Annotated in this window: 15 protein-coding genes; 9 read left to right on the top strand and 6 right to left on the bottom strand. The window is 72.3% G+C overall.

Going from position 1 to position 11,645, the window contains the following annotated elements:
• Positions 1 to 101: 101 nt before the first annotated feature.
• The 3 genes from FXF60_RS14400 (at position 102) to FXF60_RS14390 (ending at position 2,710) form a co-directional block, all read left to right on the top strand.
• Positions 102 to 866 (top strand): HEAT repeat domain-containing protein, encoded by a 765-nt coding sequence (locus tag FXF60_RS14400; protein WP_151526671.1) that lies wholly within the window; start codon positions 102 to 104, stop codon positions 864 to 866.
• Between the two features lie 53 nt (positions 867 to 919).
• Positions 920 to 2,146, top strand: coding sequence for an AAA family ATPase (locus FXF60_RS14395; RefSeq protein ID WP_151526670.1), 1,227 nt, complete (start codon positions 920 to 922; stop codon positions 2,144 to 2,146).
• A gap of 105 nt (positions 2,147 to 2,251) precedes the next feature.
• On the top strand, positions 2,252 to 2,710 hold the full coding sequence (locus tag FXF60_RS14390; protein ID WP_151526669.1) for a GNAT family N-acetyltransferase: 459 nt from the start codon (positions 2,252 to 2,254) through the stop codon (positions 2,708 to 2,710).
• 51 nt (positions 2,711 to 2,761) lie between these two features.
• Here the strand turns inward: FXF60_RS14390 and FXF60_RS14385 are convergent, their stop codons facing one another.
• Positions 2,762 to 3,109: an ArsR/SmtB family transcription factor gene (locus tag FXF60_RS14385; protein ID WP_151526668.1), complete on the bottom strand. Its 348-nt coding sequence runs from the start codon at positions 3,107 to 3,109 to the stop codon at positions 2,762 to 2,764.
• 52 nt (positions 3,110 to 3,161) lie between these two features.
• Between FXF60_RS14385 and FXF60_RS14380 the strand changes: the two genes are divergently transcribed.
• The gene (locus FXF60_RS14380; RefSeq protein ID WP_151526667.1) at positions 3,162 to 4,139 is read left to right on the top strand and encodes a cation diffusion facilitator family transporter; all 978 of its coding nucleotides are present in this window, start codon (positions 3,162 to 3,164) and stop codon (positions 4,137 to 4,139) included.
• Here FXF60_RS14380 and FXF60_RS14375 read toward each other — a convergent pair.
• Both FXF60_RS14375 and FXF60_RS14370 read right to left on the bottom strand, forming a co-directional pair.
• Entirely contained in the window at positions 4,105 to 4,938 is an 834-nt protein-coding gene (locus FXF60_RS14375; RefSeq protein ID WP_151526666.1) for an SGNH/GDSL hydrolase family protein, read from the bottom strand. The two genes, FXF60_RS14380 and FXF60_RS14375, sit on opposite strands and share 35 nt — an antisense overlap.
• 230 nt (positions 4,939 to 5,168) lie before the next feature.
• Positions 5,169 to 5,441 (bottom strand): HU family DNA-binding protein, encoded by a 273-nt coding sequence (locus FXF60_RS14370; protein WP_010146686.1) that lies wholly within the window; start codon positions 5,439 to 5,441, stop codon positions 5,169 to 5,171.
• 145 nt (positions 5,442 to 5,586) lie between these two features.
• Between FXF60_RS14370 and FXF60_RS14365 the strand changes: the two genes are divergently transcribed.
• Positions 5,587 to 6,498 carry an aminotransferase class I/II-fold pyridoxal phosphate-dependent enzyme gene (locus tag FXF60_RS14365; protein WP_151526665.1) on the top strand — a complete coding sequence of 304 codons (912 nt, stop codon included), beginning with the start codon at positions 5,587 to 5,589 and terminating at the stop codon, positions 6,496 to 6,498.
• On the opposite strand, the gene FXF60_RS14360 is transcribed toward FXF60_RS14365, so the two are convergent.
• The 3 genes from FXF60_RS14360 to FXF60_RS14350 are packed head-to-tail and all read right to left on the bottom strand — an operon-like array spanning position 6,482 to position 7,796.
• The gene (locus tag FXF60_RS14360; RefSeq protein WP_151526664.1) at positions 6,482 to 6,889 is read right to left on the bottom strand and encodes a VOC family protein; all 408 of its coding nucleotides are present in this window, start codon (positions 6,887 to 6,889) and stop codon (positions 6,482 to 6,484) included. The genes FXF60_RS14365 and FXF60_RS14360 overlap by 17 nt on opposite strands.
• On the bottom strand, positions 6,889 to 7,407 hold the full coding sequence (locus FXF60_RS14355) for an SRPBCC family protein (protein ID WP_151526663.1): 519 nt from the start codon (positions 7,405 to 7,407) through the stop codon (positions 6,889 to 6,891). The genes FXF60_RS14360 and FXF60_RS14355 overlap by 1 nt, the downstream gene beginning before the upstream one ends.
• Positions 7,404 to 7,796 carry an ArsR/SmtB family transcription factor gene (locus tag FXF60_RS14350; protein ID WP_151526662.1) on the bottom strand — a complete coding sequence of 131 codons (393 nt, stop codon included), beginning with the start codon at positions 7,794 to 7,796 and terminating at the stop codon, positions 7,404 to 7,406. The genes FXF60_RS14355 and FXF60_RS14350 overlap by 4 nt, the downstream gene beginning before the upstream one ends.
• Before the next feature lie 320 nt (positions 7,797 to 8,116).
• Here FXF60_RS14350 and FXF60_RS14345 point away from each other — a divergent pair, with 320 nt between their 5' ends.
• From FXF60_RS14345 to cobO, 4 genes are read left to right on the top strand one after another with little or no spacing between them, the layout of a single operon-like run.
• Positions 8,117 to 9,118, top strand: a complete 1,002-nt coding sequence (locus tag FXF60_RS14345) for an ABC transporter substrate-binding protein (RefSeq protein ID WP_151526661.1) — start codon at positions 8,117 to 8,119, stop codon at positions 9,116 to 9,118.
• A 16-nt stretch (positions 9,119 to 9,134) separates the two neighbouring features.
• Complete coding sequence (locus FXF60_RS14340; protein ID WP_151526660.1) at positions 9,135 to 10,214, top strand: FecCD family ABC transporter permease; 1,080 nt, start codon at positions 9,135 to 9,137, stop codon at positions 10,212 to 10,214.
• The gene (locus FXF60_RS14335; RefSeq protein ID WP_151526659.1) at positions 10,211 to 11,071 is read left to right on the top strand and encodes an ABC transporter ATP-binding protein; all 861 of its coding nucleotides are present in this window, start codon (positions 10,211 to 10,213) and stop codon (positions 11,069 to 11,071) included. The genes FXF60_RS14340 and FXF60_RS14335 overlap by 4 nt, the downstream gene beginning before the upstream one ends.
• The gene (gene cobO, locus FXF60_RS14330; protein WP_151526658.1) at positions 11,068 to 11,643 is read left to right on the top strand and encodes a cob(I)yrinic acid a,c-diamide adenosyltransferase; all 576 of its coding nucleotides are present in this window, start codon (positions 11,068 to 11,070) and stop codon (positions 11,641 to 11,643) included. The genes FXF60_RS14335 and cobO overlap by 4 nt, the downstream gene beginning before the upstream one ends.
• The last annotated feature ends 2 nt before the right edge of the window (positions 11,644 to 11,645 follow it).

Raw genomic sequence — 11,645 nt, 5'->3', positions numbered from 1 at the left:
TGCGGCGGTGGTGCTCGGCGAATCCCGTTGACCCTCACCCCACGTGAGGAATCACCATGAACCCGGGCGCGTTCAGCGTCCGAGACACGAAGGAGAGATCGGTGACCACCCTCGAGCAGGCCCGCCGGGCCGCCTACGACCTGAGCCCCACCGTGCGCCAGAAGGCCGCGGTGCACCTGGGCACCCACGGTGATGCCACGCTCGCGCGGGAGCTGGTCACGCTGCTGGTCGCCGAGCCCGACTTCTTCGTCCGCGAGACGTTGACCTGGGCGGTCTGCCGCCACCCGCAGACCGCGCTGCCGCACCTCCTCGCGGCGCTGGGGACCGACCCGCAGGCGCGGGTGCAGGTCCTGCACGCGCTGAGCAAGATCCAGGCGCCGGAGGCCGTCGACCACATCCTGCCGCTCGCCGCCGACGACGACCCGGCGGTGGCGATGAAGGCCTGGTGGGCGCTCGGCCGCACCGGCGCGCCCGAGGCGGCCCCGGCCCTGCTGCCGCACCTGGGCAGCGGCGACGAGGAGCAGCAGCGCGAGCTGTCCCGCGCGCTGGAGCAGCTGGGCGAGCCCGGTGTCGAGGGGCTCGCCGCCGCGCTGGCCGACGAGGACCCCACGGTCCGGCGGCACGCAACGCAGGCGCTCGTCCTGATCGGCGACCCGGCTGCCCGGCCGGCCGCGGCCGCGCTGGCCGCGACCGCGGAGGCGGACGAGCAGGACATCGCGATGGTGGCCCTCGAGGCGCTGGCGGTGCTCGACGCCCCGGAGGTGGAACCGGCGCTGGAGCGGCTGCGCGACGGTGAGGACCGGTTCCGGTCACTCACCGCACAGTGGCTGCTCGCCGACCGCGAGGAGCGCGCCGCCCGGCGGTGAGGGCATACCCCTCGGACCGCAGGGTGTCGGCGCCGACCCTTACGGTCGGCGACATGTACGCCACCGTCGCCATCAGCGGTTATCGATCGCTGCGCGACGTGCTGCTGCCCATGGGGCGGCTCACGGTCGTCACCGGGGCCAACGGCTCGGGCAAGAGCAGCGTCTACCGCGCGCTGCGGCTGCTCGGCTCCTGCGGCCAGGGCGCGGTCGTCCGTGCCCTGGCCGCGGAGGGCGGTCTGGAGTCCGCGCTGTGGGCCGGTCCGGAGTCGCTCACCCAGGCCCGACGCGGTCACGAGGTGCAGGGCACGATGCGCTCGGGGCCGGTGGCGATCCGGCTCGGTGTCGGTGGCACCGACGGTGAGCTGTCCTACCTGACCGACCTGGGCATACCGGTGCAGTCCGAGGGGACCCTCTTCAACCGGGACCCCGAGATCAAGCGTGAGGCGGTGTGGCGCGGGCCGGTGATGCGGCCCGCCACCCTCACCGCGCGGCGAAAGCACAGCCGGGTGGAGGTGCGGCAGGACGGTGGAGGGTGGGAGCCCACCGCGGTCCGGGTGCCTCCGTGGTCGAGCATGCTGACCGAGCTCGTGGACCCGCTCGCCGTGCCCGAGCCGTGGGCCGTGCGGGAGGCGCTGGGGACCTGGCGGTTCTACGACGGCTTCCGGGTGGACGCCGGTGCACCAGCCCGGCGACCGCACGTGGGCACGCGCACCTGGGCGGTCGCCGAGGACGGCTCGGACCTGGCGGCGGCGCTGCAGACGATCCGGGAGGACTCCCGCGCGGAGCTCGACGCCGCGGTCGCGGACGCCTTCGACGGCGCCCGGCTCGAGGTGGTGGCCAGCGACGGACTCTTCGACCTGGCGCTGCACCAGCCCGGCATGCTGCGACCGCTGCGCTCCGCCGAGCTGTCCGACGGCACGCTGCGCTACCTGCTCTGGCTCGCCGCGCTGCTCACCCCGGTGCCTCCGCGGCTGCTGGCTCTCAACGAGCCGGAGACCAGCCTGCACCCCAGCCTCGTGCCGCCCCTGGCACGCAGCATCGCCGCGGCCTCCCGGCGCACCCAGGTCGTCGTGGTCACCCACGCGCAGCACCTGGTCGACGCCCTGGCCGACGCGGTGCGCGACCTGTGCGGCCTCGACGACGACCCGCGCGAGGTGGAGCACGACCCCGGCACGGTCGCCGACCTGAGGCTGCACACGCTGGAGAAGGACCTCGGGGAGACCTTCGTCGCCGGGCAGGGGCTGCTCTCGACGCCGAGCTGGGAGTGGGGCCGGCGCTGAGGCCGGCAGACGCCCTGGGTCGCGGACGGGTCTGGTCGCCCGCACGTCGATTCCGCAGGTCAGAGGGCCTTTTTTATGGCAGTCCCCAGGTGAGAGCCTGCTGCCATGGACATCATCATCTCCGACTGTGCGGCTGGTGATCACGCCGCGGTGCTGGCCCTGGCCGATCGCCTTACCGAGGGCACCGCGCCGTGGAGAGACGCGGACGCGGTGGCACGCACGGTCCGCGAGTGGGTCCGCGAGGCGCTGGCCGGCGCGGAACCCGGCTCGGCCCCCGTCTGGGTCGCCCGGGAGCAGGACAGGGTCGTCGGCTTCGTGCACGCGGGAACGCGAACCCACTGGTCCGGCGAGGTGGACGCCTACATCAGTGAGCTCGTCGTCGCGGAGACGCACACCGGTGCCGGGATAGGCCGACGGCTCGTCGCCCGGGCGGAGGACTGGGCCCGCGAGCACGGGCACACCCGCGTGACGCTGGAGACCGGTCAGCACAACGAACGCGCGCGAGCCCTCTACGCGCAGCTGGGCTATGTCACCGAGGAGGTCGTGCTCACCCGTGAGCTATGACGGGACCGGCGCTCGGTGGTGCCCCCGCCCCGCCGCTGTGCCGCCGGACGCTCAGTCCCGCGGGGCATAACGGTGACCCCCTGGGCGTCGGGTGCCCGTGGCGTGCTCAGCCTCGGCCAGGCTCTCTGCGAGGAGATCGCGCACGTGGTGGCTGGTGCCCGAGTAGAACACGAAGGTCCCCTCCCGGCGCGTGCTCACCAGGCCAGCCAGTCGAAGCTTGGCAAGGTGCTGACTCACGACCGTCGCCCCGGCCCCCACCAGGTTCGCCAGGTCACCCACACTGCACTCACCCTGCGACAGAACCCAGAGCAGCTTGATCCTCGTCGGGTCCGTGAGCAGACGGAAGGTCTGCGCCGCCTGGTGGGCGTGGTCGTCCTGGGGGACCTGTCGCTCTGGCACTGCGGCAGTCTACATATCTTCATATCCGCGCAGGTATGCATACAATGCGCAGATGATCGAGCCGCACCACCCGCACGACCACCCTTCCGTCTGGTCCCGACTACGGCACGTCCTCGTGCCGCACTCCCACGACCACGTCGATCACGTGGTGGTCGGCGAGGACGCTCGCGCACTGGGGATTCGTGCGGCCTGGATCAGCCTTGCCGTCATGGGTCTCACGGCTCTGGGACAAGTCGCCATCGTGTGGCTCTCGGGATCAGTCGCACTGCTCGCGGATACGGTCCACAACCTGGGCCACCTGGCCACGACCATTCCGCTCATCATCGCCTTCAAGCTGGGCGCCAAGGCGCCCACCGCGCGCTACAGCTACGGCTTCCGCCGGGCCGAGGACGTCGTGGGGCTGCTCATCGCGGCCGTCATCGCCCTCTCCGCGGGACTGATCATCTGGGAGTCGGTCCGAGCCCTCACCAGCGATCGGCAGCTCACCCACCTCGGGTGGGTGTTCGCCGCCGGGCTGGTCGGTTTCTTGGGTAACGAGCTGGTGGCCGTCTACCGGATCCGTGCCGGTCGGCGCATCGGCTCGGCGGCCCTGGTGGCCGAGGGCAACCACGCCAGGGCCGACGGCCTGACCTCGCTCGCCGTAGTTGTCGGCGCTGTCGCAGCATGGTTCGGATTCCCCCAGCTCGACGCCATCATCGGCCTGCTCATCGGCGTGGTGATCCTGTGGATCCTCGTGCTGTCGCTGCGCTCGGTGATCAGCCGCCTCATGGACGGGGTCGACGCCAGCGTGGTCCCGTCCCTGACTGCCACCGCCTCACAAGTGCCGGGGGTGCACGGTGTCGCGAGCGCCCGCGCGCGATGGAGCGGGCACACCCTCCAGGCGGAGGTGGAGGTCACCGTGGACCCCGACCTCTCCGTCGGTGTGGCGCACGAGATCTGCGACGAGGTCCGCCGACGACTGCCCGACACGGTCGTCCACCTCGGTGAGGCGACGGTCAGGGTGTCGCCGGCGGGTCGTCCATCGGCGTGACGGGGGTGACCTGCGGGCGCTTCGGCACCCGGTCGTCACCGGAGCTCTCGCCGCGGATGCGCCGCCGGATCCAGGGGCGCAGGTGGGAGGCCACCCACTCGCGGTCCGCCTGGAGCGACTCGATCCGGCCCAGCGGGGGCGCCGCCTCCAGCGGGGTGGTCCAGTCCTCGTCCTGCTCCAGACCGAGGGTCCACAGCGCCTGCGCCGCGATGCGGGTATGCCCCTGGCTGCTGAAGTGGATCCGGTCCGGTCCCCACATCCGTGCGTCGTTGAGGGCGTGCAGGGTGAAGATGTCGACGACGAAGGCGCCGGTGCGCTGGCCCACGCCCCAGAGGTTGGCGGTGTACTCGACCATGCGGGGGTGCACCCGGTTGACCAGCGGTGCCCAGGACACGTCCGGGGCGGTCACGAGCAGGACGTCGGCGCCCGTCTCCCGGACCCGGAGGGTGGCCTGCTCGAGCCGATCCATGACCGCCGGCATTGACACCCGGGGCCGCAGCACGTCGTTGCCGCCGGCCGAGATGCTCACCAGGTCGGGGCGCAGCGCCAGCGCGGGCTCCAGCTGCTCCCCGATCACGGCATCGATCAACCGGCCCCGGATGGCCAGGTTGGCATAGCCGAACGGCGCGCCGATCTCGGCGTTGCGGGCAGCCAGCGCTGCGGCGACCCGGTCGGCCCAGCCGACGTAGTCGTCCTCCGCGACGGGGTCCGCGTCCACGAGGCCCTCGGTGAACGAGTCCCCCAGGGCCACGAAACGCTCCCAGACGCGCGGCTGCGGGGCATCTGGACGTGTGGGCATACCCGCAGGATAAGAAGTGACGCCGCGTCAATCGGAACTGGCCCGCCGCCCCCCGTCGACCCACGGACCCTGGTGCAGGAACGGTGCGGCACATCCGTCGTCAGGGCAACGGATGTGACGCACCGTTCCTGCACCACCATGCTCAGCACCTGCGTGTCACCAGACGCACGACGCCCGGGCGACCCTGCTGGGCCGACCGGGCGTCGTGGAGGTGTGTCTCGAGCGTCAGCTCAGGAGACGCGCTCCTTGAGCTTGGAGCCGGCCTTGAAGGCCGGGGCCTTGCTCGCGGCGATCTGGATCTCCGCGCCGGTCTGCGGGTTGCGGCCGGTGCGGGCAGCCCGCTCGCGGACCTCGAAGGTGCCGAAGCCGGGGAGGGAGACCTTCTCGCCCTTGGCGAGCTCGGCCGAGATGGCCTCGAGAACCGAGCTGACGACCTTGTCGGCAGCCGCCTGGGTCATGCCCGCCTCGCGGGCGACAGCCTCGACGATGACCTTCTTGCTCATGCTGACAGCCTTTCCTAGAGCCAATGAGTCGGCCACACCGTAGGCAGAGAACCTCGCGTTTTGCCAACTCCAGACCCCGGCGCGTCGCGGAATTCTGCCTCTGGGCGGTGTGTCGCAGGCCCCAGCGAGGCATAGGCTGCCCCGGGTGAGCACGTCACCTGCCCTCGGCGCGGTCCCGCCGGCGGGGGCGCACGGCGGGGACGGTGCGGCGGTGGCGCGGGCGCTGGGCCTGGCCCCGGAGGACCTGCTCGACCTGAGCCAGACGATGAACCCGCTGGCCCCGCCCGTCGAGCGGGTCGTGGAGCGGCACCTCGGCGAGCTGCACCGCTACCCGGACCGCACCGCGGCCACGCGGGAGCTGGCGTCGGCGCTCGGGGTGGATCTTTCACACGTCCTGCTGACCAACGGCGGCAGCGAGGCGATCGCCCTCGTCGCCGCCGAGCTCGGCGGCGGGGTCCGCGACGAGCCGGAGTTCGGGCTGCACCCACGCTCTCCCGACGGCCCGCGCTGGCGGTCGGACCCGCACAACCCGACCGGACGACTGGCCGCACCCTCGGAGCGGGCGGACGTCTGGGACGAGGCGTTCTACCCCCTCGCCACCGGCCGGTGGACCGCCGGACGCGGCCAGATCACCGTCGGCTCGCTCACCAAGACCTTCGCCTGCCCCGGGCTGCGGCTGGGCTACGTGCTGGCCGACCCCGACCTCGTCGCCCGGCTGGACGCCCGGCAGCCGCACTGGCCGGTGAGCAGCCTGGCGCTCGCCGCCCTGCCCGACCTGCTCGCCGCGGCCGACCTGCAGGGCTGGGCGCGGGGCATACGCGAGCTGCGCTCGGAGCTGACCACGCTGCTGCGCGGCCACGGGCTTGAGGTCGAGGACACGGACTCCTCCTGGGTGCTCGTGCACCGGGCCGGGCTGCGGGAGCGGCTCGCGCCCCAGGGTGTCCTGGTGCGCGACTGCGCCAGCTTCGGTATGCCCGGCACCGCCCGCGTCGCCGTGACCGACGAGCGCGGGCTGGCCCGGCTGGAGGCGGCGCTGCGCGTCACTCCCGACCGGTGACCAGCAGCCAGCTGTTGCCGTCGGGGTCGTCGAAGCTGGCGTAGCTGCCGAAGTCGATCCGCTCCGGGTGGACGCCAGGCCCCTGCCCGGTCTCGCCGAAGTGATAGGGGTCGCTCACGTCGATCCCCCTCTCCCGCAGCTCGGCGACAGCAGCCTCGACGTCGTTGACGACCAGGTGGATCCCCGAGTACTGCCCCGGTTCGGCCCTGCTCGGCATACCGATCCCGAAGGTGATCGAGCAGGCCGAGCCGGGCGGGGTGAACTGGACGACGCGGAAGTGCTCGCCGCCGTCGTGGTCCACGTCGCAGTGGAACCCGCAGCGGGCGTAGAACTCCTTGGCCCGGTCGACGTCGGAGACGGGGAGGACGAACACCTCGAGGCGGTACTTCATCACAGGTCTCCCGCCAGGATGAGCTCCTCGATCTGCTCGTAGCCCTGGACGACGCCCGTCTCCATGCCGGAGGCGAGCATCATGTCCCGCGCCTCGAAGCTCTCCACGATGGAGAGCACCTCGAGCTTGGTGCGGCCGTCCCCGAGGTCGGTGAGGTTGAGCCACTCGAGGCTGACGCCCTCGGGGTAGCCCTCGAAGGTGAACGTCTGGACGATGCGGTTCGGCCCGACCTCGTGGAAGCAGCCGTGGAAGCCGTACTCCTCGTCGCCGCGGCGGTGCAGGTAGCGGTACTCGCCGCCGGTCCGGGCGTCCCAGGTGTCGATCTCCATCGTCAGGTCGCGCGGGCCCAGCCAGCGGACGACGAGGTCGGGGTCGGTATGCGCGCGCACCAGCTGCGCGGGCGTGGCGTCGAAGACGCGCTCGATCCGGACGCCGGGCACGTGCGGGTCGGCGGTGATCTCGGTGGGGTAGCGGCCGACGCCGTCGAGCGCCTTCTGGTTGCGGGTGGTGGTGCTCATGATGACTCCTTCTCGGTGGTGGTGGGCGGTGCTGGGTCGGTGGGTGGTGCGTCGGTGAGCTCGGCGAGGACGTCGTCGAGCCGGGCGTAGCGCTCCTCGGCGCGGCGGCGGTAGCGCTCGAGCCAGACGGTGGCGAGCTGGAACACGTCGGCCTCCAGGTGGACGGGGCGGCGCTGCGCCTCCTTGGTGCGGCTCACCAGCCCGGCGGCACCGAGCACCTTGAGGTGCTTGGACACCGCCTGCAGGCTGATGTCGTAGGGCGCGGACAGCTCGGTGACGGTGGCGTCGCCGTCGGCGAGCCGGGCCACGAGGTCACGCCGCACCGGGTCCGCGAGGGCGGCGAAGACCTGCGACAGCTGGTCCTCCGCGACGGCGGCCACGATCGTCATGAGACCTCCTCCTCTACACAACTGATTGGTTGAATACAGAGAAACACGCCACGGGACTCTTTGTCAACCATTGAGTTGAATACACCGCACCCGGCCACCTCTGCCCCGGCGCTAGACTGACCCGGTCGTGCAGACGAAGTCCGGTGCGAACCCGGCACTGTCCCGCAACGGTGGAGTCCTTGTCCTCAGGGACCGAGTCCGGTCGAACTGCCCGACGCGATCCGAGACCACTCGCCCTCGAGGACCCAGGGCCGGTTCGGACGGCGGAGCCCCCGCTCCTGTCGCTCGAGCAGTCACCTCCTCGATCGACAGGAGACACCATGAGCATCCGTCACCCGTTCCCCCTCGTCGGCGCCCTGGCGCTCGGCCTGACCCTGGCCGCCTGCGGCCAGGGTGACACCGAGCCGGCCGACGACACCACGGCCCAGAGCACGGACGAGGCCGAGGGCGGCGAGGACGACACCGCCGCCACCGAGGACGAGATGGCCGGCCCGGGGTCCTTCCCCGTCACCGTCGACACGCCCAGCGGCGAGGTGACCATCGAGGAGCAGCCGCAGTCGATCGTCTCCCTGTCCCCCTCGGCCACCGAGATCCTCTTCGAGATCGGTGCCGGCGATCAGGTGGTGGCCGTGGACTCCTTCTCCACCTTCCCGGAGGAGGCCCCCACGACCGACCTGTCCGGCTACGAGCCCAACGTCGAGGCGATCGCCGGCTACGAGCCCGACCTCGTCGTCATCTCCGGCGACACGAACGACCTCACCGCCTCGCTGTCCGAGCTGGACATCCCGGTCATCGACAACCAGGCGCCCACCACGATCGAGGCCGGGTGGGACGGCATGGCCGCGCTCGGCCTGGCCACGGGGCACGTCGACGAGACGGCTGACACGGTCGCCGACCTGCGCCAGCAGGTGGAGGACGCCTTCGCCGGCTTCGACGGGGCGGACGGGCTGCGGGTCTACCACGAGCTCGACGAGACCTTCTTCTCCGCCAGCAGCACCAGCTTCATCGGCGACGTCTACAGCCAGTTCGGCGCGGTCAACATCGCCGACGAGGCGGACACCGACGGCACGGGATATCCCCAGCTGACCGAGGAGGCCATCATCGAGGCCGACCCGCAGCTCATCGTCATCACCGACCAGGTGTCCTACACCGCCGAGGACGTCGCGGACCGCCCCGGCTGGTCCGAGATCTCGGCGGTGCAGGACGGCAACATCGTCACGGTGAACGCCGACATCGCCTCCCGCTGGGGGCCGCGCCTGCCGCAGCTCGTCACCACCGTCGCCGACGCCATGAGCCAGGTCTCGGTGCCGGCGGGCCGCTGAGCCCGAGGCATACCCGATGAGCACCCGGGCGCAGGCACCGACCGACGCGCTGGAGGAGGTCGCCGACCGCGCCTTCCGGCTCTCGGTGCCCGCGCTGCTCGGGTGCACCGCCCTGCTGCTCCTGGCGATTGTGGCCTCCGCGACCCAGGGTGCGGCCGGGCTCCCGGTGGAGGGTGTGGTGCGGGCGCTCGTCGGGGGCGTCCCGGGCATCGACCTGGACCAGACCCTCAGCTCCGCGCAGCAGGCGGTGCTCTGGCAGATCCGCCTCCCCCGGACGATCCTCGCCGCGCTCGTCGGGGCCAGCCTGGCGATGGCGGGGGCCGGCTACCAGGGCGTCTTCCGCAACCCGCTGGCCGACCCCTACCTCCTCGGTGTCTCCGCCGGCGCGGGCCTCGGCGCCGTCCTGGCCCTGGGCTTCGGCCTCGACCTGTCCTGGGGCCCGATCGCGGCGCTGCCGATGGCGGCCTTCGTCGGGGCCGTGCTGGCGGTGACCGGGTCGGTGCTCGTCGCCCGGGGATCGTTCCGCGACCCGGCGACGCTGCTGCTCGCCGGTGTCGCGATGGCGGCGCTCTTCTCCGCGACGCAGACGTATGCCCTCACCCGGCTCGACGAGACCCGGTCCCGGGAGGTGCTCTCCTGGCTCTTCGGACGGCTCGCGACGAGCGGATGGGGGCCGGTGACGCTGCTGCTGCCCTACGTCCTGCTCGCCGGCGCGGTGCTATGGCTGCACGCGCGGCACCTCGACGTGCTGCGGCTCGGTGACGACGAGGCGAGGGCGCTGGGCCTGTCGCCGGCCCGGTCCCGCCTGGTCGTGGTCGCGGCCGCCACGCTGATCACCGCGGCCGCGGTGTCGGTGAGCGGGCTGATCGCCTTCGTGGGGCTGGTGACGCCGCACCTGGTCCGGCTGCTCGTCGGCCACTCCTACCGCCTCATCGTGCCGCTGTCGGCGGTCCTCGGAGCCGCCTTCCTCGCCACCGTCGACATCGGCGCCCGCACCCTGGTGGCTCCCGCCGAGCTGCCCGTGGGGGTCATCACCGCCTTCGTCGGGGCGCCCTTCTTCTGCGTGGTCCTGTGGCGGAGGAAGGTGGGGATGTGAGCGAGCAGCCGGCGCACCCGAACCCCAGCCACGCGCTGCGCACGCGGGACGTGCGGGTGGCCTTCGACGGCACCGTCGTGGTCGCCGGGGTGGACCTGGACCTGCGGACCGGCGAGTGGCTCGGCCTGATCGGCCCGAACGGCTCGGGCAAGTCCACCTTCCTGCGCTCGCTCGTGCGGCTCGTGCCGCGGACCGGCACCGTGGAGCTGGGCGACGGGAGCCAGCCCGGCCCGACCGACATCTCGCTCATGCCCCAGTCGCCCGAGCTGCCGCCCGGCATGAGCGTCGTCGAGTACGTCCTGCTCGGCCGCACCGCCCACCTCGGCTGGCTCTCGCTCGAGTCGCGCGAGGACCGACGGATCGCGACCGACGTGCTGCGCCGGCTCGGGCTGGGCGACTTCGCCCGGCGCGAGGTGCGCAGCCTCTCCGGCGGCGAGGCCCAGCGGATCGTCATCGCCCGGGCGCTGGTCCAGCAGAGCCCGGTGCTGCTGCTCGACGAGCCGACGAGCGCTCTCGACGTCGGCCACCAGGTGGAGGTGCTCGAGCTGGTGGACGAGCTGCGTCGGCACGAGGGCCTGACCGTGGTCGCCGCGATGCATGACCTGGGTCTGGCGGCGCGCTACGCCGACCGGCTGCTGCTGCTGGAGCACGGCAGCCCGGCGGCGCTGGGCGCGCCCGACGAGGTGCTGACGGCCGACCTGCTGAGCCGCGTCTACGGCCACCCCGTCCGGATCCACCACGTCGACGGCCACCTGGTGGTGCTCCCGGCACCCCGCACCCCCACTTCTGGACACAGGAAAGTGGGCGACGGGCACCAGAAAGCTCTGTCCAGAAGTGCCACCGAGGAGGTCTCGTGAGCGACCACGACCAGCCGCGCAAGGAGCGTCCCTACGACCGGCGCGAGCTGCGCTCGGTCCCGTCGTTGGTGCTCGTCAGCACCGGCCACGGCAAGGGCAAGTCCACGGCGGCCTTCGGCACGCTGCTGCGCAGCCGCGGGCGGGACTGGCCCACCGCCTGCGTGCAGTTCCTCAAGTCCGGCACGTGGCGGACCGGCGAGGAGGCGATGCTGCGCCAGCTCGGGGTCGAGTGGTTCAGCGCCGGCGACGGCTTCTCCTGGGACAGCACCGACCTGGACGAGAGCCGGGCCAAGGCGGTCGCGGCCTGGGAGTTCAGCGCCGGGCTGATCGCCGCCGGCGAGCACCGGATGCTGCTGCTCGACGAGATCTCCTACCCGATGAACTGGGGGTGGATCCCGGTGGAGGACGTCGTCCAGGCCCTCCGGTCCCGGCCGGAGGACACCAGCGTCTTCCTCACCGGGCGGGAGATGCCGCAGCCGGTCATCGACGTCGCCGACACCGTCACCGAGATGGTGGCCGTGAAGCACGCCTTCGCCTCCGGCATCCGTGCCCGCCGCGGGATCGACTACTAGCC

The organism is Serinicoccus kebangsaanensis (genome assembly GCF_008919445.1).
In the GTDB taxonomy this organism is placed as follows: Bacteria; Actinomycetota; Actinomycetes; order Actinomycetales; family Dermatophilaceae; genus Ornithinicoccus; species Ornithinicoccus kebangsaanensis.
Note: the sequence above shows the minus strand (reverse complement) of the source record. Positions and strands in the feature narration are given on the sequence as shown.

What these genes read in the sequence shown, in the direction of transcription:
- FXF60_RS14395 (WP_151526670.1), top strand. Translation starts at nt 920, where the DNA reads ATGTACGCCACCGTCGCCATCAGCGGTTATCGATCGCTGCGCGACGTG.
- FXF60_RS14390 (WP_151526669.1), top strand. Translation starts at nt 2,252, where the DNA reads ATGGACATCATCATCTCCGACTGTGCGGCTGGTGATCACGCCGCGGTG.
- FXF60_RS14380 (WP_151526667.1), top strand. Translation starts at nt 3,162, where the DNA reads ATGATCGAGCCGCACCACCCGCACGACCACCCTTCCGTCTGGTCCCGA.
- FXF60_RS14375 (WP_151526666.1), bottom strand. Translation starts at nt 4,938, where the DNA reads ATGCCCACACGTCCAGATGCCCCGCAGCCGCGCGTCTGGGAGCGTTTC.
- FXF60_RS14370 (WP_010146686.1), bottom strand. Translation starts at nt 5,441, where the DNA reads ATGAGCAAGAAGGTCATCGTCGAGGCTGTCGCCCGCGAGGCGGGCATG.
- FXF60_RS14360 (WP_151526664.1), bottom strand. Translation starts at nt 6,889, where the DNA reads ATGAAGTACCGCCTCGAGGTGTTCGTCCTCCCCGTCTCCGACGTCGAC.
- FXF60_RS14355 (WP_151526663.1), bottom strand. Translation starts at nt 7,407, where the DNA reads ATGAGCACCACCACCCGCAACCAGAAGGCGCTCGACGGCGTCGGCCGC.
- FXF60_RS14350 (WP_151526662.1), bottom strand. Translation starts at nt 7,796, where the DNA reads ATGACGATCGTGGCCGCCGTCGCGGAGGACCAGCTGTCGCAGGTCTTC.
- FXF60_RS14345 (WP_151526661.1), top strand. Translation starts at nt 8,117, where the DNA reads ATGAGCATCCGTCACCCGTTCCCCCTCGTCGGCGCCCTGGCGCTCGGC.
- FXF60_RS14340 (WP_151526660.1), top strand. Translation starts at nt 9,135, where the DNA reads ATGAGCACCCGGGCGCAGGCACCGACCGACGCGCTGGAGGAGGTCGCC.